The following is a 26,102-nucleotide window of genomic DNA, read 5'->3' on the forward strand; positions in this document are numbered from 1 at the left end:
CCTGGAACGCGCTCATCGCCGAAACCGGCCGCATCAAATCCCTCTGCTTCCCGCCTTGGCTCCAGAAGGTCATTTCATAGGAGAGGCGGTATCACACCCTTACGTACGGTGATATGCAAATCATTGCTCGCCTTGGGGGCAAGGCGGAACGGAGAACCACTGGAGAGGGCTTGGGGATGGCGATCATCATCGGAACGTCGGGAGACGATACGCTGCTGGGAAGCATCGGTGCGGACACACTCGACGGGCTGGACGGTGGCGATCATCTCGACGGCTCGCTCGGAGCCGACAGCCTGAACGGTGGTCCCGGCAACGACACGCTGATCGGCAGCGAAGCCACCGCTCCGCTTGGCGACACGCTGGCGGGTGGCGCCGGTGACGACGTGTACCTGATCGCCAATCCTCTCGACCAGATCATCGAGGCGGCCGATGAGGGCACCGATGAAGTGCGGACCGACCTCGCCGCCTTCGTCCTGCCCGACCATGTCGAAACCCTGACCTACACGGGTGTTGCGTCCTTCACCGGCGTCGGCAATGCGCTCGACAACCGGATCACCGGCGGGGCTGATGCCGACAGCCTGATCGGCGGGGCGGGCAACGACACGCTCGACGGCGGAGCCGGAGCCGACACGCTGGTCGGTGGCAGCGGCAATGACGTCTACCTCATCGACAGTGTCGACAACGCCAGTGACATGCTGGTGGAGTTGCCGGACGACGGCACCGACGAGGTTCGCACCACGCTGGCCGCCTACGCGCTGGGCGACAACGTCGAGATCCTGACCTTTACCGGCAGCAGCGCCTTCGCCGGCACCGGCAACGATCTCGACAACCGCATCCAAGGAGGTGCTGGCAACGACACGCTGGCCGGCGGTCTCGGTCTCGACACGCTGGTTGGCGGCGCCGGCAACGATCTCTACCTGATCGATGACGCGGGCGACATCGTGATCGAGAACGCTGATGAGGGCATCGACGAGGTGCGGACCTCGCTGTCCGCCTTCACCCTGGCGCCGAACGTCGAGGTGCTGACCTACACAGGCACGGGCGATTTCGCCGGCACCGGCAGCGCCGGCAACGACACGCTCCGTGGCGGGGCGGGCGACGACACTCTGGCGGGAGCCGCCGGCAACGATTCACTGGACGGCGGAGCCGGAGCCGACCTCCTCGACGGCGGGTCCGGCAACGATACGCTCGATGGTGGCCTGGGTGCCGACACGCTGATCGGCGGCGATAGCAACGACCTCTACATCGTCGACGAGGCCGGCGACCTGGTGGTCGAGTTGGCCGGCGAGGGCAGCGACACGGTGCGCAGCGCCATCGACTACGTGCTGGGCGCTAACCTCGAGGCGCTGGTGCTGACCGGTGCGGCAATCGCCGGCACCGGCAACGACATCAACAACAGCCTGACCGGCACGACGGCGGACAATGTTCTGATCGGCCTGGACGGCAACGACACGCTGAACGGCGGGGCTGGGGCCGATACGCTGATCGGTGGCAGCGGCAACGACACCTATGTCATCGACAACGTCGGCGACGTGCTGATCGAATTGCCCGGTGAAGGCACCGACACGGTGCAGAGTTCGATCAATCACACGCTGCTGGCGGATTTCGAGAACCTCACCCTGACCGGCTCGGCCGCCATCGACGGTACCGGCAACGCGGCGAACAACGCGCTGACCGGCAACGGCGCCGCCAACCGGCTGACCGGGCTGGACGGCGACGACACGCTCAACGGCGGCGGTGGAGCCGACACGCTGGTCGGCGGCGTCGGCAACGACCTCTACGTCGTCGACAACGCCGGCGACGTCGTCGTCGAACTGGCCGATGAAGGCATCGACACGGTGAACGCTTCGGTGTCCTGGACCCTGGGAGTCAACATCGAGAACCTGACGCTGACCGGCTCTGCGGGGATCAACGCCACCGGCAATGACCTGGACAATGCGCTGACCGGCAACGGCGGGGCCAACATTCTGGATGGTGGGCTGGGCGCCGACAGCATGGCCGGCGGAGCGGGCAATGATGTCTACATCGTCGACGATGCCGGCGACGTGGTGACGGAACTGGCCGGCCAGGGCAGCGACGAGGTGCGCACCAGCCTGTCGAGCTACACGCTGGGCGCCAACGTCGAGCTGTTGACCTACAGCGGGACGGGTCCGTTCAGCGGCGGCGGCAACGCGCTGGACAACCGTCTGACCGGGGCCGGCGGCGACGACAGCCTGTCGGGCTACGCCGGCAACGACACGCTGGTCGGCGGGTTCGGGGCCGACACGCTGGACGGAGGAACCGGCACCGACACGGCGAGCTACGCGGCGGCGGCGGCGGGCGTGGTGGTCGATCTGGCCAGCGGAACCGGCACAGCGGGCGAGGCGGCGGGCGACCTGCTGCTATCGATCGAGAACCTGACCGGCTCGGGCTTTGCGGACACCCTGTCGGGCGACGGCACCGCCAACCGGCTGGACGGCGGGGCGGGTAATGATCTTCTGTCGGGCGGAGCCGGCAACGACACGCTGATCGGCGGGGCCGGGGCGGACACGCTGGATGGTGGCTCGGGCAGCGACACCGCGAGCTACCTCTCCTCCGGTGCCGCGGTGGCGGTGGACCTGCTGGCCGGAACGGGCAGCGTCGGCGACGCGGCGGGCGACGTGCTGCTATCGATCGAGCATCTGACCGGCGGCTCGGGCAACGACACGCTGCGTGGCGACGGTGGCGCCAACCGGCTCGAGGGGGGCTCGGGCAACGATGTGCTGGAGGGCCGCGGCGGCAACGACACGTTGGTCGGCGGGGCCGGCAGCGACACGGCGGTCTTCATCGGCAACGTGCGCGACTACGTCGCGAGCCGGTCCGGCTCGGACTGGCTGATCCAGGCGACCACGAGCGGTGAAGGCACCGATCGGTTGCAGGGTGTGGAGTGGGCGCAGTTCGCCGACGCGCTACTGCGGCTGGACGCCAACAACGCACCACTGCTGCCGGGCGACCTGAATGCCGTGACCGACGAGGACGCCGGACCGCTGTCGATCGACCTGCTGCAGGGCGCCTGGGACTTCGAGGGCGGCGCGCTGTCGGTGGCCGGGCTGAGCCAGACCGGCGGGCCGGCGGCGGCGGTGTCGCAGGCGAACGGGGTGCTGACGCTGGACCCGGGCCAATTCGGCTGGTTGGCGGCGGGGCAGAGCACCACACTGACCTTTGCCTACGGTGTGTCGGATGGCACGGACGCCAGTTCTCGGACGCTGTCGGTGACGGTGGCCGGCCGCAACGATGCGCCGGTGGTGGGCGGCCCGGTGAACGCTGAGACCCACGAGGACGCCGCGCCGCTGGTGGTGAATCTGCTGCAAGGGGCCAGCGACCTTGACCAGGACGATACGCTGTCGGTGACCAGCTTCACTCAGACCGGTGGGCGGGCGGTAGCCTTCACCCGGACGGGGGGCTCGCTGACCATCGACCCGGCTCAGTTCAACGACCTTGGCGTCGGCCAGAGCGCCACGCTGACCTTCGGCTATGGCGTGAGCGACGGAACGGCCAGCACGGCGCAGACGCTGAGCGTCACCGTGCAGGGACGGAATGACGCGCCGGTGGCGGTGGCGGACAGCTTCAGCACGACGCTCGGGGTTCCCCTGGTGCTTGCCTCGTCGCTCCTGCTGGCCAACGACAGCGATCCCGATGCGCAGGACACCCTGTCCGTCCAGTCGGTGGGCAATGCCCGTCATGGGAGCGTGGCGATCGACGCCCAGGGACGGGTGGTGTTCACGCCGACACTTGGCTTCAGCGGAGCAGCGGGCTTCGAATACACGGTGTCCGACGGCCATGGTGGAACGGCGACGGCGACCGCCGTGGTCGATGTCGCGGCACCACCGCCCTCGCCGGCAACCGGAACACCGACGAGCCTGGAAGCCCACCCACAGATTCGCGTGGCGGGCGGGTTGCCGGTCGAGTGGATAACGTTGGCGATTCTGGCCGACGGAAGCAGCGTCCTCGCATGGTCGTCCAATTATGTCTGGGCCGGTTCGGATGTCATCGCACGCCGCTACGATCCCCAGGGCAACGCCATGGGGAGTGCTTTCATGGTCAATACAGCCACGGCGTACGACCAGGGCCGCCCCTCGGTTACCCCCTTGGCCGACGGTGGATTCGTCATTGTATGGGAGGGGCGGCTCTCCGATCTCGGTCCAATGGATGTCTTCCAGCAACGCTATGACGCTGGTGGCAACAAGGTCGGCACGGAAACCCGCGTCAACAGCTTCACGGCAAGCCATGAACAGTACACGACGACGGCGGCCTTGGCGGATGGCGGGTGGGTCGTTACGTGGACCGGCTATGATCATCCGGCGGGCGGTGTGGCGGACATTTATCAGCAGCGTTATGCCGCAGACGGCCAGACGGTTGGCGGCGAGACGCTCGTCAACACCACGACGGCTGATTTGCAGGCCCTCAGCCAAGTGGTGTCTTTGAAAGACGGTGGTTGGGTGGTGACGTGGGAATCGCGAGGGGCGCAGGATGGCAGTGGCAGCGGAATGTATCAGCAGCGTTATGCCGTGAATGGTGCGCCGGTGGGGGGAGAGGTTCGCATCAACACCACCACGGCTGGAGATCAAACCTATTCCGTGCTTTCGGCTCTGGAAGACGGTGGCTGGGTGGTCGTTTGGCAGTCGCCTGGGCAGGATGGCAGCGGACTTGGCGTGTATGGGCAGATCTTCAATGCGGATGGAAGCCGCCGTGGAGGAGAGTTGCTCGTTGAACAAGTCGTTTATATGGACCAGTACCAGCCGGCCGTTACAGGACTTGCCGATGGTGGTTTTCTTGTGAGCTGGGGAAGTGCGTCCCCCAGCGGTTCTGGTTGGGGACTGTACGCGCAGCGCTTTCTTGCCGATGGAACCAGGATTGCCGGACAGTTCCAGGTTAGTGATGCGATTGCCGGTGATGCCGGCTATCCCGAGGTCGCTGCGCGCAAGGACGGAGGCTTCGTCGTGGCCTGGGTTCAACCCGACCTCACCACGGCGACCACAAACGACTACGAGTTGATGACCCGTGCCTTCACCGCCAATACGGCGCAGCCGCTTCTTTTGGGTCATGATGGTTTGACGACTTGTGGTACCAGTGTCGCATCCACAGCCTTGTTTGACTCCTCGCATCCGCAAGGGGACCGTTGGACTGCCGCCGGATTGCAGCAATTCACGGCCTATGAGTTCATCGATACCACGGATGGTGCGACGACCGGCTTTCTTACCCTTGACAACGTCAGACAGGCGACGAACCAGAACATTGCGGTTTCAGCCTCTGATCTTGATCGGGTGCGTTGGAATGCCGGAGCGGGAACCGGGACGGACGTTGTCCGCGTGCGGGGCTTCGACGGTCAGCAATGGAGTTCTTGGGCCGACAGCCGCATGACCTCCCTGTTGGCAGGAAATACGTTGAACGCAGGGGTACAGAGCAAGGTTGCAGGTGCCTTGCCCGTTGAATTGATATCTGTCGCGGTTCTGGCCGATGGCAGCAGTGTGGTGGCTTGGTCGTCTGCCTATCTCTATGCCGGATCCGACGTGATCGCACGACGCTATGACGCGCAAGGCAACCCGATCGGATCGGCCTTCACCGTCAATACGACAACGCCTTACGACCAGGGGCGTCCCTCCATTGCCGCTCTGGCTGATGGTGGCTTCGTCATCACTTGGCAGGGCAGGTTGGCCAATCTTCAGCCGATGGAGGTTTTCCAGCAGCGCTACGATGCGAATGGCGTGAAGGTTGGATCGGAAAATCGTGTGAATACGTATCTTCCGTCCGATCAGGAGTATGTGAAGACGGCTGCTTTGAATGACGGTGGCTGGGTCGTGACATGGTCGTCTTATGATCAGATATCGGGCGGTGCGTGGGAGGTCTATCAGCAGCGTTATGCCGCCAATGGTGAAGCCGTAGGTGGAGAGACAAGGATAAACACCACCACGGCCGGGTCCCAAGTGACCAGTCAAGTCATAGGTTTGAGGAGCGGTGGCTGGATTGTGACGTGGGAGGCGGCAGGTCAAGACGGCAGCGGCTACGGTGTGTATCAGCGTCAATATGGGCAAGACGGGCAACCGATCGGTGGCGAGACGATTGTCAACAGCTACACGGCTGGTGATCAGAACGGGGCCGCCGTGTCGGCCTTGTCCGATGGCGGGTGGGTTGTGGTGTGGCAGTCGGCAGGTCAGGACGGCAGTGGTGGTGGGATCTACGGCCAGCTCTACAACGCTGACGGAAGCAAGCGTGGTTCTGAGAAGCTGATCAATCAGGTTGTATCCGGTGATCAATATCAGCCAACAGTCACCGGTCTTGCCAATGGTGGCTTCCAAGTGGGGTGGGGTGGTCGCGCTTCGGGCGGATGGGCTCTCTATGGGCGGCAATATCGGGCCGACGGGACAGCGATGGCCGATCAATTCCAGATCAGCAGTGCCGTCGATGGGGATGCCGGACGGCCACAGTTCGCTGCCCGGCCGGATGGTGGATTTGTTGCCGTCTGGGATCGCCCCGACTACAGCACGCCCAACGCCAGCGACTATGAGGTTGCTATGCGGACATATACGGCGAATCCGACGTTGCCCGGGAACTATGTTGGGACGGCCGGCAACGATACATTGTTTGGCTCCTCAGGAACGGATAGCTTGACAGGTGGAGCGGGGGCCGATGCGTTTCTATTCACCGCACCGGGACAGTATCCGGACACCATCACTGATTTTCAGACCGGAATGGATCGGATCGAAGTGATGGCAAATGTCTTTGGTAACTTGCCGGTTGGCCAGCTTGATACCGGACACTTTGCACTGAACGCACCCATCGATGCCGATGACCGCTTCGTGTTCAACACCGCGACGGGAGCGTTGTCCTACGATCCCGACGGCAACGGCGCGATGGCGGCCACCACCTTTGCCCTGCTAAACGTCCGCTCGCTGTCGGCCGGCGACATCTGGGTGGTGGGGGCGGCCTGAGGTCGGTGTGGCCACGTCTCCGTTCTCGAGGTGGCTGTCCGTGAAAGGGTGGCAAAGCGGACAGTCGGGCAGCGCGGTTTCGTGACAAAACGCTTTCCGCTCGTTCATAACCCTTTCCCGCGATCGGATCGGCGTCCAACGCCAGGATCGGGGCTGGAGAGGGGAACGGCGTGCCGCGACATCGTTTGCTGACCGAGGACGAACTCCGGCAATTGTTCGGTGTTCCCGCTGATCGGGATGCTCTGGCGCGTCAATTCACGCTCACCCCTTCGGACCACGACCTGGTTCTGACGCGGCGGGGCAACACCAACCGGCTCGGTTTCGCCGTGCAGTTGGCGTTGCTCCGTCAGTCCGGCCGTGCGCTTGCCCAGGTCGAGGAACCAATCGACCCGCTGATCGCCTGGATCGCTGCCCAGATCGATGTGCCGGCGCACCTGTTCGCCGATTACGCCCGTCGGCATCAGACGATGACCGACCATGCCCGGCAACTCGCCTCGATGCTCGGGCTGCGCCCGTCGACCGATGCCGACCTTCCCTTCATGATCGAAGCCGCCGCCCAAGCCGCCTGGACCGCGCACAAGCCGGGAGTGATCGTCACCGCCATCGTCGCCGCGCTCCGCTCCGAAAAGTTCATCCTGCCCGCCTTGGCGGTGATCGAGCGCACGGGCACCGCCGGGCGTGCCCGTGCCCGCAAGCGGGCGGCGGACGCTCTGGTTGCCGGCCTCACCGACGAGCAACTGGCCGAACTCGACCGTCTGCCGGTGGTCGATCCTGACCTCGGCGGAACTCCTCTCGCCTGGTTGAAGACGATGCCGAGCGCACCAAAGGCCGGGCACATCCGCGACCTGCTCAGCAAGCTTCAGGCCGTCCGTGCCGTCGGGATCCCGTCCGACCTCGCGTCGCGCCTTCCCGAAATCCGGTTCCGCCAGTTCGTCCGGGAGGGACAAGCGTCGCCCGCCTATCTGCTCGGCCGCTACACCGCCCATCGGCGGCGTGCGACCCTGGTCGCCGTGCTGTTCGACCTGGAATCCCGGCTGACCGATGCTGTGCTCGACATGGCCGACCGGCTGATCGGCGGGGCCTTCACGCGGGGCAAGCATGCCAAGGAGAAGACCTACGCCGCCACGACGCGCGATGTCGGCCGCCTGATGCGGCTATTCCACGACACGATCGAGGCGCTCGGTGCGGCCCAGGACAGTGACCGCGACGCCTTCGCCGTCATCGACGAGACCGTGGGGTGGGCAAAGCTGTTGCGCGCCCGGCCCGAGGTGGCCGGCCTCGCCGATCTGGCGGAGGAGAATCCCCTTGTCCGTGCCGCCGACCGCTACATCACGATCCGGAAGTTCGTCCCGGCCCTTCTCGAAGCCCTCACCTTCAAAGCGGCCAGGGACAACGACCCGCTGCTCGCGGCGGTAACGCTGCTGCGCGATCTCAACCAGTCCGGCAAACGCGATGTCCCGTCGGATGCACCGATGCCCTTTCGCAAGGAGTGGCGGCGGCTGGTCGTCGAAAGCGGCACACCCAATCGCCGGCTGTACGAGATGGCGGTGCTGGCCACCCTGCGCAACAAGCTCCGTTCCGGCGATGTCTGGGTCGAACGTTCCTCCAGCTATCGCCGTTTCGACAGCTATCTGCTGCCGACTGCGGCGGTGCCCCCGGTGGTGTCGGAACTGGGCCTGCCCGACACGGCCGACGCGTGGTTGGCCGCACGCGGCCGGGAACTCGACGAGCGTTTGAAGCGTTTCACGCAACGGCTCCGGCGCAATCAGCTCGACGGTGCCGAACTGCGCGACGAGCGGTTGCACATCACGCCGGTGAAGGCGGCCACGCCGGCAGAGGCAACCGCTTTGGCCGCCCGGCTCGACGCTCTGCTGCCGCGTGTGCGCATCACCGAACTGCTCCACGAGGTCAACCGCGCGACAGGCTTTGCGGCGGCGTTCACGAACCTGCGCACCGGCGAATCCTGCGCCAACGAGAACGCGCTGCTCGCTGCCATCCTGGCCGATGGCACCAACCTTGGTTTGGCGCGCATGGCGGACGCCAGCCAAGGCATAACGCGCGACCAGCTGGTGTGGACCGCCGATGCCTACATCCGCCCCGAAACCTATCAGGCGGCCTTGGCCCGGATCATCGACGCTCAGCACCGCCTGCCGATCGCCACCCTGTGGGGAGGCGGCACGACGTCCTCGTCGGACGGGCAGTTCTTCCGCTCAGGCAAGCGGGGAAACGTCGCCGGCGAGGTGAACGCCCGCTACGGCGTCGATCCCGGTTTCAGCTTCTACACCCATGTCTCCGATCAGCATGGCCCCTACCATGTCCAAGTCATTTCGGCCGCGACCCACGAGGCGCCCTACGTGCTCGACGGGCTACTGCATCACGGCACCAGCCTGAAAATTGACACCCATTACGTGGATACCGGGGGCGTCTCGGACCATGTTTTCATTCTCTGCACCCTGCTCGGCTTCCGCTTCTGTCCCCGGCTGCGCGATTTTCCCGACCGAAAGCTCGCCAGCATCGAACCTCCCGGATCCTACAAGGAGCTGCTGCCGCTTCTCGGCCGACGGATCAAGGTTGATGTCATCCGTGAGCACTGGGACGAGGTGGTGCGGTTGGTCGCCTCGCTGAAAACCGGCGCCGTCGCCCCGTCCACCATGCTGAAGAAGCTGGCGGCTTACGAGCGGCAGAACCAGCTCGATCTCGCCCTTCAGGAGCTTGGCCGGATCGAACGCACATTCTTCATGCTCGACTGGTTGGAAAGCCCGGAGCTGAGACGGCGTTGCCATGCCGGGCTGAACAAGGGCGAGCAGCGTCACGCCCTGGCCCAAGCGATCTGCACATTCAGGCAGGGTCGGATTGCCGACCGCGGCGCGGAAACCCAGGAATACCGCGCTTCGGGACTCAATCTTCTCATCGCTGCCATCGTTTACTGGAATTCCACCTACATGCCAGACGCCATCGCGCACCTTCGCGCGAAGGGCGAGGCGGTGTCCGATGAACTGCTGGCCCACACATCACCAGTCGGCTGGGAGCATATCGGCCTGTCGAGCGATTTCCTATGGGAGCGGGCAGCATCCGCCCCAGTTGGGCGACGACCACTGAATCTTGAACGCCAACGCCGCGTCGCCTGAAGACCATATTCTCTATTCGTTCTACCTTAGCGTTGTTTACCTAACACCTATCGCGCTCTCCTCTATTGGCCGCCACGGGCCGGTAATGGAAGGGGCCGACCGACGGAAAGCGCGAAACGTGGTGGTTCCCCGTGACCGGAGGCCGGTCGGCCAGCAGCGCCCTGGCCCAGGCCATGTGATTCCAATGCGACCATGGAGCGCGTCGCCGAGATCCTCGGCGAGGACGTCGAATGGCTGATCGACATCGCCATCGAGCTGGAGCCAGAAGACGGTTGCCTGACCGTGTTCGGCCCAGGCGAGCAGTGGTTCTATGCTCTGACCGAGGATGGCATCGAGAACCTCAAGGAGCTGATCCAAATCCACCGAACGGGACGCTGAACGCTTCGATCCGCATCCGCGTCACTCACCGGATGCGTACGATCGCCTGCCGCTTCCAGGCCGCGATCATCGTCTGATGGATCCCATGCTTCGCCGACAACTCCGCCAGCGTGTGCTCCCCTTTGATCGCCTCCAGCGCGACCTTCGCCTTGAAGGCCGATGTGTAACGCTTCCGCGTGACTATCCCCATAACAACCCGTCTCTCCACTGCGAGGGACCAGCTTATCACCCTGTCCGAATTCCTAGGGCCACCTCAAATGCGCCGGCCCCGATTCGGGGTGCAATCCTGGGAAATTAGAACTTTGACGGGCCATATTGGAAAATCTCCTGGAATATTGGCTTATCCCAGTAACACCTATGGATACCACGCCACCACGTCAGTGATGGACCGGTGTATCTCCCTTAGGCATTCATGACCTTCAAGCGCCTTGAAATGTGCGAATAAAGGAATCAAACTCTTAAAAGCCTGATTTCTGAGATTCCGCCCAATGTCTTGTACGAGACTAGCGAGCGCCTCGGCCAGCAGCGCCTCCGGTAGGTGCGGCGCTAGTTCCGCCAGCGCCTCGGCCCGAGCCTCGTGGTCGCGGATGGCCTGGGCGGCGTCGAGCGCTTCGGCTAGCACCGGCGCCCGCCCTTCCACCGGCAGAAGCAGCCCCAGCCCCAGCAGCCATTCACCTCGCACCCGGTTGTCGCGGATGGCTCGGGCGGCGTTGAGCGCCTCGGCTAGCACCGGTGCCTGCCCTCCTTCCGGTAGAAGCCGCACCAGGCCCGCTAGCGCCTCGGCCCGCACTCGGTCGTTGCGGATGGCCCGGGCGGCGTCGAGCGCTTCGGTCAGCACCGGTACCCGCCCTCCTTCCGACAAAAGCCGCGCCAGCCCCGCCAGCACCTCGGCCCGAGCCTCGTGGTCGCGGATGGCCCGGGCGGCTTCGAGCGCTTCGACCAGCACCGGGACCTGCCCTCCTTCCGACAAAAGCCGCGCCAGCCCCGCTAGCGCCTCGGCCCGCACTCGGTCGTTGCGGATGGCCCGGGCGGCGTCGAGCGCTTCGGTCACCAGCGCCTCCGCCAAGTGCGACCCTAGCCCTGCCAGTGCCTCGGCCCGGGTCCCATCGTCCCGGATGCCCTGAACGGCTTCGAGAGCTTCGGCCAGCATCGCTACCCGCCCTTCTTCCGGCAGAAGCAGCGCAAGCCTCGCCAGCGCCTCGTCGTCGCGGATGGCCCGGGCGACGTCGAGCGCCTCGACCAGCAGCGCTTCCGGCAGGCGTGGCGCCAGCTCCTTCATTGCCTCGGCCCGAGCCTCGTGGTCGCGGATGGCCCGGGCAGCTTCGAGCGCCTCGGCCAGCACCGGTACCCGCCGTCCTTCCGCCAGAAGCGGCGCCAGCCCCGCCAGCGATTCAACTCTTACTTGGTTGTCGCGGATGTCCCGGGCGGCCTCGAGCGCCTCGGCCAGCACCGGTGCCTGCCCTCCTTCCGGTAGAAGCCGCGCCAGCCCTGTCAGCAATTCAACTCGCACTTGGTTGTCGCGGATGTCCCGGGCGGCCTCGAGCACCTCGGCCAGCAGCGCCTCCGGCAGGTGCGGCGCCAGCCCCGCCAGCGCCTCGGCCCGCACTCGGTCGTCGCGGATGGCCCGGGCGGCTTCGAGCGCTTCGACCAGCACCGGCGTCTGCCCTCCTTCCGGCAAAAGCTGCGCCAGCCCTGTAAGCAATTCAACTCGCACCTGATTGTCGCTGATGCCCCGGGCGGCGTCGAGTGCCTTGTCCAACAGTTCGTCCGGCAGGTACGGCACCAGCCCCGCCAGCGCCTTGGCTCGCACCCGGTCGTCGCGGATGGCCTGGGCAGCGGCGAGCGCCTCGGCCAACACCGATGCCTGCCCTCCTTCCGGTAGAAGCTGCGCCAACCCCACCAACGTCTTGGCCCGCACTCGGTCGTCACGGATGGCCCGGGCGGCATCGAGCGCCTCGGCCAGCACCGGCGCCCGCCCTCCTTCCGGTAGAAGCCGCGCCAGCCCCGCTAATGCTTCAACTCGCACCCGGTCGTCGCAGACAGCCCTGACGGCGGCGAGCGCCACGGCCAGCAGCGCCTTCGGCAGGTGCGGCGCCAACTCCGCCAGCGCTTCAGCCCGGACTCGGTCGTCGCGAATGCCTCGGGCGGCAGCGAGCGCTTCGGCTAGCAGCGCCTCCGGCAGGCGCGGCGCCAGCCCAGCCAGCGCCTCGACCCGCACCCGGTCGTCGCGGATGGCCCGGGCAACGGCGAGCGCCTCAGCTAGCAGCGTCTCTGAAAGGTGCGGCGCCAGCCCCGCTAGCGCTTCGGCCCGCACCCGGTCGTCGCGGATGGCCCGGGCGGCATCGAGTGCCTCGGCCAACACCGGTGCCCGCCCCCCTTCCGCCAGAAGCGGCGCCAGCCCCGCCAGCGCCTCGGCCCGTACTCGGTCGTCGCGGATGGCCCGAGCGGCGTCGAGCGCTTCGGCCAACACCGGTGCCCGCCCTCCTTCCGCCAGAAGCGACGCCAGCCCCGCCAGCGCCTCGGCCCGTACTCGGTCGTCGCGGATGGCCCGAGCGCCAGCGAGCGCCTCGGCCAACACCGGCGCCTGCCCTCCTTCCGCCAGAAGCGGCGCCAGCCCAACCAGCGCCTCGGCCCGCACTCGGTCGTCACGGATGGCCCGGGCGACGGTGAGTGCCTCGGCCAGCAGTGCCTCTGAAAGGTGCGGTGCGAGCGCCGTCAGCGCCTTGACGCGCGTCCAGTCGTGGCCGATGCCACAGGCGGCGTCGAGTGCCTCAGCCAGCACCGTTGCCCGTCCCCCTTCCGGCAGGAGCGGCGCCAACCCCGCCAACGCTTCTGCCCGCATCCAATTGTGGCCGACGCCTCGAGCGGCATCGAGTGCCTCGGCCAGCACCGGTGCCTGTCCCCCTTTCGGCAGGTGCGGCACCAGACCCGCCAGCGCCCCGGCCCGCACCCAATTGTCGCGGATGGCCCGGGCGGTGTCGAGCGCCTCGGCCAGCAGTGCCTCCGGCAGGTGCCGCGCCAGCCCCGCCAGCGCTTGGGCCCGCGCCCGGTCGTTGTGGATGGCCCGGGCGGCGTCGAGCGCCTTGGCCAGCAGTATCTCCGGCAGTTGCTGCGCCAGCCCCGCCAACGCTTCGGCCCGCGGCTGGTCGGCGGCGATGCGCCGGGCGGCGTCGAGCGCCTTGGCCAGCACCGGTGCCCGTCCTTGTTCCGGCAGAAGCCGCGCTAGCTCCCCCTGCACCGCGGCACGCGCCGCATCGTCGCCGATCCCCCAGGCGGCGTCGAGCGCTTCGGCTAGCACCGGCGCCCGTCCTTGTTCCGGCAGAAGCCGCGCTAGCTCCACCAGTACCGCGGCACGCGCCGCATCGTCGCCGACCCCCCGGGCGGCGTCGAGCGCTTCGGCCAGCAGCCCCTCCGGCAGGCGTGGCGCCAATTCCGCTAATGCCTTGGCTTGAAGATTGCTCCGCCAAAACTGGAGCGTGTGCAGAGCCTGGATTGCCGAGATCAGTCCCTCTCCGACACCTCGAGTAAGTAGCTTCGGAGGAACATTCCGGCCAACGCTCAGGATAGAACTCTGTACAAGTTGACAGCGGATACGCCAACCCCAGGCGTACCTGGCCTGACCTGGTCCTGCAACCAACACGGCATAAGCACGCTGAACATCGCGAGCAAACCCTCCCTCACCGCCTTCGTATGCCAGCCATGCTCGCCTCCAACCATCCTCGACCAGCATCATGAACTCCTCTGGGGCAGCTTTGCCGGCCATCAGATGCTCTGACAGATGCCGTGATAAGTATCGCGAGACCGATTCCGGCGTGCAACAACCCCCGTTTACCGCCGCCACGATCTCCAGTCCCCAATCGATAAAGGCGCGATCGGCACGCGCGATCAGGACCGGGTCGCGGAAGTGGTCGCGGCGCAGGTGTTGGGCCATTCTGGGGTGCGACAGCGCATAGCCGCTGTCCTGGTCGCCCATGATGAAGCGTGCGAGCGGCTGAAGCGAGCGCGCCGTGACAACGGCCCGCTCGTTCTCGAGACGCCGGACGAGTTCCGCCAAATTCGCGTGCGGCAGCGGCCCAAGTGCACCAGCCAGCACCAACAAGATGGTATCGATGAGCACCGGAAGTTGTGCGTCCATCGCTAACCAGCCAGGCTTCTGTTCCTCAAGCCAATCCTTGAAATAGGGGCCAAACCCCTTTTCCCGACTGGCCAGTTCTTCTGGTCGCAACCGAGCCGCTGTATTCCCCAAGCCCCACATATCCTTAACGTAATAGCCGAGTAGAAGCGGGTCGCCCTCCGTCAGGCGGTGCAACTCAAGGACTATTCGGTCGGGCTCCGGTAGCCGATCCAGCGGCGCCCCCATACTCTCTAGGGCCTCGCGGACTCCATCGATGTTGAGGGACCGCACCTCGATGTCGAGGGCGGTTCCTCCCTTCCACCTCAGGCGGCGGCGCCAACCTTCCGCATCAACGTCATCGACCTGAAGCCGGGCCGAGGCGACGATGCGGACGTTGGGCGGCGGCGGTGCGGGCAGAAGCCGTTCCCCCGATACACTCCAGCCGGTCGCCTCGTCGAGCCCGTCTATGACCAGCAAGACCGGCCGGTCAAGCTCGCTCACCCGCAGCAGCAGTTGCAGGCTCCAGTCTCGGTAATGCGTTGCTGCGTCGCCCACCGGTGGGGAAAGCCGCTCCCCGAGCAACGCCGCAAGCCGCGTAGCTAAGGCCTCGTGGAAGACGGATTCGCCACTCGTGCTGAAACGTACGCTGATGGGGACGAAGACCTTGTGCCAGTGCTGATGTGCCACCTGATTCAGCCAATGCACCAGCAACGCAGTTTTGCCTCGGCCGGCCGGCGCCCATATGAGGAGATTGCGTGTAGCGTCCGGGTCGGCCAGCCAGTCGTTAAGCACGACCAACTCGCGTTGGCGACCGCCAAATGGCTCGGGTTCACCGATCTTGCCGAGATAGGCTGCGACGAATCGGCCGATGTCTGCCTGAAAGGTAACAGGCGTGCCGTCCAGACCGAACTGCACGATGAGGTCGGGGCGAGTAGTGGTGACATGTTTCAGAGGAGCGGCGGTTCCTAGGGAGACGGGCGTCGCAAACTTTTCTGTTGAGGAGCGAAGATCAATCTCAAGCGCGTTAGGCGGAGCCTCGAGGAGTCCGCGGCGATCGCTCCGGCAGGTCAACGCCAAGCGTACGCCGTCCGGCAGAGGGGACCGGATCAGATCCCGGACGAAGCTTGCTGCCTCTCTCTGCTCCTCAGCCGCCATTTCGGCGTTGTCCGCGGAGTCAACTATGAGACAGAGGACCGCTCCAGCCTTGTTCGCGCGCAGGATGCCTATTGCTTGCTTCAGCCGATGAAGGAAGGCATGCATGTACTGCTTGGCATCAGCATGGGCAGACGGGATTAGTAGATGGCAAAGCCCCCGCGTGGCGATCTCGTTGGCCATCTGGACCAAAGCGTCGCGATGCCGATGCCGAAAGTTGAGGGAGTTTCGGTAATGTCCGTTCCCGTAGCAGTCGTAGAGCACCGCCTCTGAGCCATCCGGCATGGAGGCAGCGAGTCGGGCACCTAACATCGATTTCCCGATGCTGTCGTCGGCATGGATCACGATGGGTCCGGCTGCAGTGAGAATCGCTTCCCGCACCTTGCTTTCCTGCTCTCGGGTCAGAGGAGTATCCGAAGCAGGAGGAATGCGGCAGGGCGCAGGCTGAAGCAGCTCTTCCGTCGCTTTTAGTGCAAGCAGCACATCGTGCCGGCGAATGCTGGGATTGCTTAAGAACTCGGTGGTGGCCTTTCTGGTGGCCAAGTCCTTCAGCTGTAATGGCGCATCATAGTCTGCGCCTGGAAGATAGCTATTAAGATCACGGCTGAGCAGATTCCGTTGTGCCCAGAGGTCACCCTCACTGCCTTCCAGCGAGAATAGGTTGAAGAACTGCGCAGCCTCAACCTCGCTCAAAGTGGTGAATTTTACCAGTTTGTCACTCAGATCGGGGTGACGCGCCGCTGCGCCAGCCGTGAGATCTGCCGTCGCCTCCTTGAGTTTGACCTCGATCGGCCTATTGGTTGTGAAGACAAACCGGAATCGCTGCGCCACATCGTCACTGGCAAATCGCTTCAGAAGCTCGGCGTATCGTTTGGCAAAGCCTTCAACGGTTTTCTGAAGACCGCTTGCTGTCCATGCCTGGTCAGCTCTCCGCGTAGAGTGCTTCAGCTGTACGTAGCGGACGAGTCTTGCTTCATCGAGCGATTCGCTGCCAAAATATAGACCGACATCAATAAAGTCTTCTCCATCCTCGATTCTGCCATCTCCAGTCTCTCGAGACGATGCTCCCTCCACCGTCACGGCAACGAGATCAGAAGCACTTGGCAGCAACCCAAGGCACTGCCGGGCCGCCCAGTGATAATGGAATTGATCTCCGTCCCGGCTCGGCCGAACCAAGTTTTCCCTGGCCATTAAGGTGGTCCCCGTTGCCCGGACAGTTTTGCGGCCGGACTAAGCTTGATTCAGGTCCATAGGCACCGTCAAGTTCAGGCTGGCTCGCGGCGATGCAGGTCGGTAAAGAGCCATCATGACGACGTTCCCTGATCCCCGTTACGCTGGCTACTGCTTCCCTGCCGAGGTCATCGCGACGGCGGTGTAGCTGTACTTTCGCTTTCTGCTGAATTTGCTGTCAAACAACGTCCCTCACCGACGCGGAGCGTGTGGTGCCATCGCCATCGCTGTCTGTTCGGTAGCCCCATTTATAGGGGCTGGACGGAGATCTGTAAACCAAAGCGCGTATATCGTTTCCTTCAATCTCTCTCCAATAACGGCGGTGTTCCGTGATGCTCGGGCGAGCTCCCTACCTTGGCAGACATGCGAAGGCGCGGACTCGTACGCGCGCGTGCGCGGAGGTCTGCGCCAAAAACGGCTGTATGGCCACCTCGCCGGCGCTGATGATGAATGGGCCAACAAACTGGGCTATTTGTAGGAGGGCAGTGGCATACCAAAGTATGTTCATCAGCCATTAACTCGGCCGTACCACCCTGGGGTCACTACACGAAAGTGCGCAGATTGTCCGGGATCTGAGAACGCGGTGCGAACATGGGCGTGGCTGCGCGTTCGCGTCCCCACCGGTGATGACGAAAACGGCCGTCCCATGACCCGGAAACGACGCGGGCCGCCGGTGGGGTGCCGACGGCCCTGTTGTCGCGGAACGGTGCGGATTCTGGCATCGCCCATCTCCCTGGCATTCCCCCCTGCGGGTATCCTTGATGCGGCACGGGTGCGCGTCTTCAACCACCCGCGCGACGGTGAGGCCGGACAGGTTGAGCGGGTCGTTCACCAGGGGCGGCCCGGCAAGGGCGCGTCGGGCCGGCGTCGCTCCCCGACCGGCGCCGGGGGAGCCTGTGGCCTTCACCCCTTGGTCGGATCCTTGGCGGTTCCGTCCGGCGCCTGTTCGAGCCGGTCGAGCACCGCGTCGCGCTTGGCGGTGATCAGGTCGAGTTCGGGCGCCGCGCCGCTGGTCAGGCGCAGGCTGTCGGTGGGCGCCGCCGTGCCGCGCACACGGTCCAGCAGCCGGTCGATCCGCTCGGCCAGCCGGGCGCGGGCGGCGAGGTCGAGCGTGGCGGCGACGGCGCTGGGGATCGACAGCACCAGCGCGGCGACGGCGAGCGGATCGCCGCGCTGGACGGTCTGGTCTTCCGGTGGCGGGAGGCGTTCCGCACGGGTGGCGAGGACGTCGGCGAGGAACGCCTCGACCTCGGCGGCGAGCGCCGGGGCGTTGGGTCCGGCGATGGTGATGGTGATGCTCATTCCGCTGCCTTTCGGATGATGGCCTGGATGGATCGGATGCGCTCGATACTCTGGCTCTGCCCGAGCTTGGTGAAGGCGTCGGCGGCCTGGTCGAGCACGACTAACGCCTCCTCGATCTGCCCAACCACAGCTAGAAACTGACCGAACAGCGTGCCGACCACGCCGATGCCTTCAACCTGTCCGATCCGGCGGAAGAGGCCGAAGCTCTCGGTAAGTTCCCCGGCGATCGTCGCACCTTCACCGTTTTGCATCCCACCGCGCTCAAGGCGGATATTAGCGCAGGAAAAGAAGATGTAGGCGAGAGTGTCTAAGTCCTGCGTCTGTTTGGCCACTGGGAGGCATTCGTCCAGATGGATGCGCAGAGCCTCGTCGGTCTGGCCGTGGGTAGTGAGGATGTTGGCGATCTTGCCCATGGTTACCGCACGAGCACGCACATCGCCCAGGCGCTCATAAACGGGAAGTTCCTCTTCGCGCCGGATGCGCAGGGCTTCATCTGTCTGGCCGCTGGTGGCGAGAATGTCGGCAATCTTACCCATGGTCACTGCGCACGAGCGCACGTCTCCCAGGCGCTCGTAGACAGGGAGTTGCTCCTCACGTCGGATGCGCAGGACCTCGTCGATCTCGCCGCGGGTGGTGAGGATGTCGGCGACCCTGCCCATTGTCGCCGCACGCTCACTCACGTCACCTAGGCGTTCAAAGGCGGGCAGAACTTCATCGTACAAAAGGCGTAGAGCCATGTCGGCCTCGCCACGGGTAGTGAGGATGTCGGCAATCTGGCCCATGGTCACAGCGAGCGAGCGCACGTCTCCCAGGCGCTCATAGACAGGGAGTTCCTCCTCGTATCGGATGCGCAGGGCCTCGTCGGTCTGGCCGCGGGTGGTGAGGATGTCGGCGATCTTGCCCATGGTCAGCGCGCGCGAGCGCACGTCTCCCAGGCGCTCATAGACGGGGAGTTCCTCCTCGTATCGGATGCGCAGGGCCTCGTCGGTCTGGCCGCGGGTAGTGAGGATGTCAGCAATCTTGCCCATGGTCACTGCACGAGCGTTGACGTCCCCCAGGCGCTCATAGACGGGGAGTTCCTCCTCGCGTCGGATGCGCAGGGCTTCGTCGGCCTCGCCGCGGGTGGTGAGGATGTCGGCAATCTGGCTCATGGTCACCGCATACGAACGCACGTCTCCCAGGCGCTCATAGACAGGGAGTTCCTCCTCGCGTCGGATGCGCAGGGCTTCGTCGGTCTCGCCGCGGGTGGTGAGGATGTCGGCGATCTTACCCAGGGTCACTGCGCGCTCGCGCACGTCGGCCAAGCGCTCAAAGGCAGGCAGAACTTCATCGCTCAAAAGGCGGAGTGCCTCGTCGGCTTGGCCGCGCGTGATGAGGATGTCGGCGATCTTATCCAGGGTCACCGCGCGCTCGCGTACCTCGCCCAGGCGCTCATAGACGGGGAGTTCCTCCTCGCGTCGGATGCGCAGGGCTTCGTCGGCCTCGCCGCGGGTGGTGAGGATGTCGGCGATCTTAGCCAAGGTCACTGCGCAAGCGCGCGTGTCGTTTAGGTGCTCAAAAACGGAGAGTTCCTGCTCGCGTCGGATGCGCAGGGCCTCGTCGGTCTTGCCGCGGGTGGTGAGAATGTCGGCGATCTTGCCCATGGTCACCGCGCGCGAGCGCACGTCGCCCAGGCGCTCAAACCGTTCGGACGCTTCGCGTAGCAAGGTTTCGGCCTCCTCCGGTTGGCCGGTCTGGATCAGGCGCACGCCGCGATCATACAGAATCATGGCGTCAAGATGCGGATCGACGTCCGTTGCCGAGGCTGCCCGCGCCAGGAAGCCGTCCTGCTCCTCCCCCCGGCCAAGCCGTTCGGCGCATTTCGCGCCAAACCGCAGCAGCGCGGCCATCGGCGCCGCTCCGCCACGGTCGAGCAGAGCGACGGCCCGCGTCACCAGATCCATCGCCCGCGCCGCCTCGTGGGCGATGTCGAACAGGAAACGCCCGCCCGACAACACCGCCGCCTGCACGAGGCCCGGCGGGCCTTCGGCCAGCAGCGCAAGGTCGGCGAGCGCGGCAGCCTGGATGTTTGTTGGCAGTTGCCCGTCGTCGTCCGACCAGGCGGCGTGCAGGTTTTCGACCACCGCCGCCGCCAGCAGGGTTCTGTCCGACGGAGACAAGGGCGGCAGCACCAGCGGTCGGGCCAGCGGGTTGACCGCCCCGTCGGGCCGGTCGCCGGGGCCACGGTAGCGGTCGAGCAGCCCCAACCCCTGGAGCCGTTCCACCGCCGGGCCGGGATCGGCGATGCCGGCGGCACGCCCCGCCACCTCCAGCGCCGTCACCGGCACCGCCAGCGGGAACAGCGTCGCGGCGCGAAGCTGGATCGTCTCGGGCGGTGTCAGCATCGCCCGGAACGCCTCCAGCGACACCCGCTGGAAGAACTCCTGCGCCGCGCTGTCCTCCGCCGGCCTTTGGCCGCTGGCCAGATAGCTCTCCACCGCCGCCACCGCCCGTGTCGCGGCGGTCATCCCGGCGGCGCGGTCGCGGACCGTCAGCAGGGGCCGGGTCAGGATCTCCTGCAAGCCGGGATTGCCGCCGGCCGCCGCGCGGATGCGCTCCTCCAACCGGTCGAGAGCGGGGTCGACGCCGGGCGCGCGCAGCCGCCCGTTCAGCCGCGCCGCCGTGCGCATCTGCTTGGTCCGCTGCGCCTCGTCCATCGGCGGCAGCGCAACCACGCTGAGGCGCCCGGCCAGATCGTCGCCCCGCGCGTCGGTCAAGGCGAACTCGTAGCGGCTGGTGATCAGCAGCCGCGAGGCGCTGTCCCGCCCGGCGTCGCGGAAGGCGGCGATCACCGCGCCCATGACGGCGCCGGCGGCCGGGGTCTTGAACGGGGTGGCCCGCTCGCCCGGCTTCGGGGCGGCCAGGATCCGCTCGAGATCGTCGACGATCAGCAGGATCGGCCGGCTGCCGCCATGGCCGCTGAACGGCCCCTTCAACAGCTTTTGCAGCGCCAGCTTCAACGCCGCGGGATTGTCGACGATCGCCGTCTCATGCGCCGCCACGATGGCGGCCTGGTCATCCTCGGGCAACGCGGCGACCAGGGTGCGGAAGACCGTGTGGGCGTCATAGCGTTCGAACACCACCACGACCGCGTGCCCGTCCAAACGGCTGGCGATCCGCTCGGCCAAGCTCGATTTGCCGAGATTGCCCATCCCCTGGATCACCACGCCGGGACTGCCGGCGCTCCAGGCCCGCAACGCTTGCTGGATTGCGCGGCGGCGCCCGACGAACTGCTCGGCCGTCGCCACCGGCACCCGTCCCTTGGCCTTGTCGAGATAGGCCTTGTCGGCTTGGTTGCGGCGAACCGGTCGTGTCGGCTTCCCCGGCTCGCACAGGGCGCCGCCACCGCGCGGCCCGAGCCAGACCCGCGCCAGATGCCAATGGGCGCCATCCACCGCCGTTCCACCCGGCTGTTTCCTGACGGTCTCATGGACCGTCAGCAACGCGCGTCGAGCCAATGCCGCCGCGTGGACCACCGGCCGGCCACCGGCGAGTTCGCCGTAGAAGGTTTCGGAGAAGCGGATGGCGTCGCCATCCTGGACCGAGCCATCCCACCCCACCGCGTTGGCGACGCCAGCGCCAATCAGCGCCTGGACAAAGCAGGCGGCGTCGCTGCCCGGACGCTCGGCGGTGCGGCAGGCAGACAGGAAGACCAGCCGGGGCATCCGCTCCTCGTTGCCGAGCAAGGCGCAAAGCCGCCCGGCATCGACCGGGTCGCAGGCGCCCTCTTCGGTTTCCAGCGCCAGATAAGGGCCGCTCGCGCCCAAATCGCCATGCCCGGTGAGGTGGAGCGCTTCCCAGCGTCGGGTTTGCTTCAGGCGCAGGGCAAGGCCCGCCGCGCTGCCGCTCTCCTCGATCGCGAGATGGGCGTTCAGACTGCGGGTGGCGTCGAGAAAGGCGACCTCCTCGCGTTCGTAGTCGAGCACGTGCTGACCCTCGACCTCGGCCGCCATGAACAGCACAGCGAGGTCACCATGCTCGGGCGGGTCGAACGGCTCGGGCTTGCCCAGACGGCGGGCGACCAGGAAGAGTCGGTGGGGGTCCGCCGCCAAGTACTGTCCGCCGGGTGCCAGAAGCTCCCAGGGCACCTCAAGCAGGAGCTGCGCACCCTTGTCCCGATCGTCGTCGGCTTGGATTTCCAGAGACACCGGACCGACCCGCCTCAGGCGCTCATCGAGCCAGCCATCGCCGGCGTTGAGAAGCGCGGCGATGTCCTGGCCGATCGCCGACAAACGGTCCGGCTGCCGCGTCCGTACCGCCGTGTCGTAGGCGGTGGTCCAACCCATCATGCGATCCAGCCCGCCGGAACCGAGGGGCTTGCGGGTAACGGTGGCGCCGTCCAGGCAGAGCAGGACGTCGTCCGTCAACCGGATCTGCAACTGCACCATGACCCCTCCGATTTTCCAGGCTAGAGCAAGGTGGGTGTCACCACGATGAAATGGATTTCCCGATGGACCATAGCAACCATGAAGGGAGGTTAGCGGGGGGTTCGGTCAAATGCCATTGGATTTCGACTGTTTCCATCGCTGGGTTGACGCCACGGGATGCTTTCCTGCCCCGGTGGGTGATCCCCCTGCCGCGCCAGTTCGGGGGCAGAGCAGGAAAATGACCGGATCGCCCAGGATGCGAGAATTTGCGCGGAACGCCCGTCTGCTGATGTGCCAAAAACGGTCGCTTTCGCGACACTTGAGTGCGGTGTCAGTTTCAGAAGTCGGCTGCACTGGAAAGCAAGGCGTTCCCTCGGTTTTGCAGTTGTCTTCTGAAATCGCTTTGATCAAAAGTGAGCTTCACTGGGCAGCGGTTCTGCAGAAGTGACCTTCACTGACGGGGGTTCGCATGGAGGATCCGGGTGGAAACACGGTTAGCGAAAGTGGTGCGTTGGGGCTGTCGGACGCGGCCTGGGCCGTGGCCAGACAGCGTGGCGAGGTCATTGCACCGCTGGCCGAAAGGACCGTGGTATCCTGTGCCCTGGCCGACACGGCAGCCGATCAGTTGGGAATATCACGGCGCACCATCTACACGCTGATCCGCCGCTACCGGGATAGTGGCGGCTCTCTAGCCAGCCTAGCCCCAGATCGTCCTCATGGTGGGCGCGGCCGGGGGCGGTTGCCGGAGGCTGTGGAGAGGATTGTGGCGGACGTGATCGCCACACAGTATCTATCGCGGCAAAAGCGCAAGGCCGAGACAATCGTCAAGGAGATTGGACGACGGTGTCGTGTCACCGGCGTCAAGGCACCTTCTTCCACCACCGTGCGCGCCCGGATTGCCCGCCTGCGTCCCGAACTGACGGTTCGGCGACGCGAGGGGATTGATGCTGCGCGGCGCCTGGAACCTGCCGCCGGTCGAGGGCCGGATGCCAACACTCCCTTGGAGGTCGTCCAGATTGACCACACCCCGGTCGACCTCATCGTCGTCGACCCCTTCACACGTCAGCCCATTGGCCGACCCTGGCTGACCATCGCCATCGATGTGTTTAGCCGTGCCATTGTAGGGCTCTGCCTGTCCCTGGAAGCACCATCCGCCGTATCGGTCGGTCTGTGCTTGGCGCATGGTGCCACCGACAAGCGCTCCTGGCTAGAACGCCTCAACGTCGATGCTGACTGGCCGGTGCGGGGCAAGCCCAAGCTCGTCCATGTCGACAACGGTGCTGAATTTCACAGCGAAGCCCTCTGCCGTGGTTGCGATATCCATGGGATACGCCTCCGCTACCGGCCGGTCGGCGCTCCTCATTTTGGTGGGGTCGTCGAACGCGTCATCGGTACGTTCATGATGATGATCCATGACCTGCCCGGCACAACCTTCTCCTCTATTGCAGAACGCGGCGAGTATAAGGCGGACCAGGAAGCCATCCTGACCTTGACCGAATTGGAATGCTGGCTGGCCTTGGCGATTTCCGGTCCCTATCACAACACCATTCACACCGGCATTGACGAGCCGCCTCTGGCTCGCTGGCGGCGGGGCATGGAACAAGCAGGTGAACCATCACCGGTGGGTGATCCAAAGGCGTTTCTGGTCGATTTCCTACCCGTGGTCCGTCGCCGCATCCAGCGCCAGGGCATCGTGATTGATCATGTGGCCTACTTCAGCAACGCGCTCATTCCCTGGATTGCCGACCGCGGCCGTGGCCATCGGTTCCTGATCCGGCGTGATCCGCGCGACCTCAGCCGTATTTGGGTCCTGGCGCCAGATCAGGATCGCTATCTGGAAATACCCTACCGCACCCTGTCGAACCCCGCTGTCACCCTATGGGAGCACCGTCAAGCGGTCGCACGGCTGCGCAAGGCTGGACGCGAGGCGGTGAATGAGGTGGCCATTTTCCGGGCGGTTGAGCAAATGCGCGCGATTACCGATCAAGCGGCGACCGCCCGCCGCGCTGCCCGTCGGGAGCAGGCCCGGCGGGCGCATTTGAAGGATGCACCGCAGCCGAAGGCCCCTCAACCACCGGAACATGCTGAGCACCAGCTATTCGTTCTGGCAAAGCCGTTCAGCGATATCGAGGAGTGGTGACATGGACGATGTGGTCGCCATTTCGGATTTATCTCATCTTATCCCGGCCGCCCAGACCACCGCGCTTCTGCCGGATACCGAAAGGATGGCTCATCTGCGGGCGGACCACTGGATCGGCTACACACGGGCACAGACCGCTGTAGCAAAATTGGAAGAGATGCTCATTGGCCCACCACGTCTGCGCATGCCCAACCTCCTGATTGTCGGGCCGACCAATAACGGCAAGTCGATGATCATCGAGAAGTTCCGCCGCCGTCATCGGCCGGAATCGACGCCTACCCAGGATCACCAGATCATTCCCGTGCTGGTGATGCAGATGCCCTCCGACCCTTCTCTGACACGCTTTTACAACATGGTCTTGTCGGCGCTGAATGCGCCGCTACGCCCCCGTGCCCGCGTTGCGGAGCTCGAAGCGCTGGTGTTGCACCTAATGCGGACGACATCGGTGCGGATGCTGGTGATCGACGAGTTGCACAACATGCTGGCCGGCTCCACGGCGATGCAGCGTGAGTTCCTTAATCTGATTCGCTTTCTCGGCAATGAACTGCGCATCCCGATCATTGGTGTTGGTACGCGAGACGCCTATCTGGCGATTCGCAGCGACGACCAGTTGGAGAACCGCTTCGAACCCTTTTCCCTGCCACTCTGGGAGGAGGACGAGGAACTCCTGGCATTGCTTGCAAGCTTTGCCGCCGTCTACCCGTTGCGCCGGCCCTCGGAGTTGCACCAGCCCGAGATGGCCCGGTATATCCTGGAGCGAACCGAGGGGACGATCGGTGAAATGGCACGGCTTCTATCGCACGCAGCGGTTGCCGCTATCGAAAGCGGCACCGAGGCGATTACCAACCGTACCCTGACCCTGGCCAAATACGACTCCCCGACGGAGCGTCGGCGTGCCTTTGAACGGAGAATTTCCTGATGGCAGGGCGATGGCCTGTCCATCCTGTTCCCCTACCCGGCGAAGCGCTGTCTTCCTGGCTTGACCGGCTGGCGCTCTCCTACGGTTACCAAGCCAAGGATATTCTGCGGTTCGATCTCGGCGTGACGGCGGTGGCCGATGATGAACTCGACCTTGATCCGCCAGCAGCGGTATTGGTCAGGCTTTCGGAGCGGACAGGCGTCTCTGTCGATCGTATTCGGGCAATGACAATACAGGGCTGGAGCCCACTGTTGATTGACGGCCCAACCGTCGTCACCGACACTTTCGTTGGATAGCGTCCGTCAAGATGGTGGAAAATCGTGCGATGCTGAGGTGGCCATTGTTCAGGCGGCTTTGGGTGGAAACGTGATGGCTGATGAGGCTTC

9 protein-coding genes and 2 pseudogenes are annotated in these 26,102 nt (G+C 65.3%); 7 read left to right on the forward strand and 4 right to left on the reverse strand.

What is annotated here, in order from left to right:
- The first annotated feature begins 176 nt into the window (after positions 1 to 176).
- From J2847_RS32840 to J2847_RS32850, 3 genes are all read left to right on the forward strand, one after another.
- Positions 177 to 6,947, forward strand: a complete 6,771-nt coding sequence (locus J2847_RS32840) for a cadherin-like domain-containing protein (protein WP_325169537.1) — start codon at positions 177 to 179, stop codon at positions 6,945 to 6,947.
- A gap of 170 nt (positions 6,948 to 7,117) precedes the next feature.
- On the forward strand, positions 7,118 to 10,075 hold the full coding sequence (locus J2847_RS32845) for a Tn3 family transposase (RefSeq protein ID WP_209782938.1): 2,958 nt from the start codon (positions 7,118 to 7,120) through the stop codon (positions 10,073 to 10,075).
- 192 nt (positions 10,076 to 10,267) lie between these two features.
- Positions 10,268 to 10,453 carry a hypothetical protein gene (locus J2847_RS32850; RefSeq protein WP_209782939.1) on the forward strand — a complete coding sequence of 62 codons (186 nt, stop codon included), beginning with the start codon at positions 10,268 to 10,270 and terminating at the stop codon, positions 10,451 to 10,453.
- 40 nt (positions 10,454 to 10,493) lie between these two features.
- On the opposite strand, the pseudogene J2847_RS32855 reads toward J2847_RS32850, so the two are convergent.
- The 4 genes and pseudogenes from J2847_RS32855 to J2847_RS34735 form a co-directional block, all read right to left on the reverse strand.
- Positions 10,494 to 10,643 (reverse strand): annotated as a pseudogene (locus tag J2847_RS32855) (transposase); the annotation flags it as partial.
- A gap of 165 nt (positions 10,644 to 10,808) precedes the next feature.
- A complete protein-coding gene (locus J2847_RS32860) occupies positions 10,809 to 16,910 on the reverse strand; it encodes a hypothetical protein (protein ID WP_209782940.1) in 6,102 nt (2,033 codons plus the stop codon).
- A 942-nt stretch (positions 16,911 to 17,852) separates the two neighbouring features.
- Positions 17,853 to 18,251 carry a hypothetical protein gene (locus tag J2847_RS32865; protein WP_209782941.1) on the reverse strand — a complete coding sequence of 133 codons (399 nt, stop codon included), beginning with the start codon at positions 18,249 to 18,251 and terminating at the stop codon, positions 17,853 to 17,855.
- Positions 18,248 to 22,678, reverse strand: coding sequence for a CHAT domain-containing protein (locus J2847_RS34735; protein ID WP_209782942.1), 4,431 nt, complete (start codon positions 22,676 to 22,678; stop codon positions 18,248 to 18,250). Before J2847_RS34735 ends, J2847_RS32865 begins: the two co-directional genes overlap by 4 nt.
- A gap of 448 nt (positions 22,679 to 23,126) precedes the next feature.
- Here J2847_RS34735 and J2847_RS35045 point away from each other — a divergent pair.
- The 4 genes and pseudogenes from J2847_RS35045 to J2847_RS32885 all read left to right on the forward strand — a co-directional run.
- Positions 23,127 to 23,402 (forward strand): annotated as a pseudogene (locus J2847_RS35045) (helix-turn-helix domain-containing protein); the annotation flags it as partial.
- 27 nt (positions 23,403 to 23,429) lie between these two features.
- The gene (locus J2847_RS32875) at positions 23,430 to 24,797 is read left to right on the forward strand and encodes a transposase (RefSeq protein ID WP_459208601.1); all 1,368 of its coding nucleotides are present in this window, start codon (positions 23,430 to 23,432) and stop codon (positions 24,795 to 24,797) included.
- Between the two features lies 1 nt (position 24,798).
- Positions 24,799 to 25,716 carry a TniB family NTP-binding protein gene (locus J2847_RS32880; RefSeq protein ID WP_209782944.1) on the forward strand — a complete coding sequence of 306 codons (918 nt, stop codon included), beginning with the start codon at positions 24,799 to 24,801 and terminating at the stop codon, positions 25,714 to 25,716.
- The gene (locus J2847_RS32885) at positions 25,716 to 26,012 is read left to right on the forward strand and encodes a TniQ family protein (protein WP_209782945.1); all 297 of its coding nucleotides are present in this window, start codon (positions 25,716 to 25,718) and stop codon (positions 26,010 to 26,012) included. The genes J2847_RS32880 and J2847_RS32885 overlap by 1 nt, the downstream gene beginning before the upstream one ends.
- Positions 26,013 to 26,102 lie beyond the last annotated feature (90 nt).

Source organism: Azospirillum agricola (genome assembly GCF_017876095.1).
Lineage (GTDB): Bacteria > Pseudomonadota > Alphaproteobacteria > Azospirillales > Azospirillaceae > Azospirillum > Azospirillum agricola.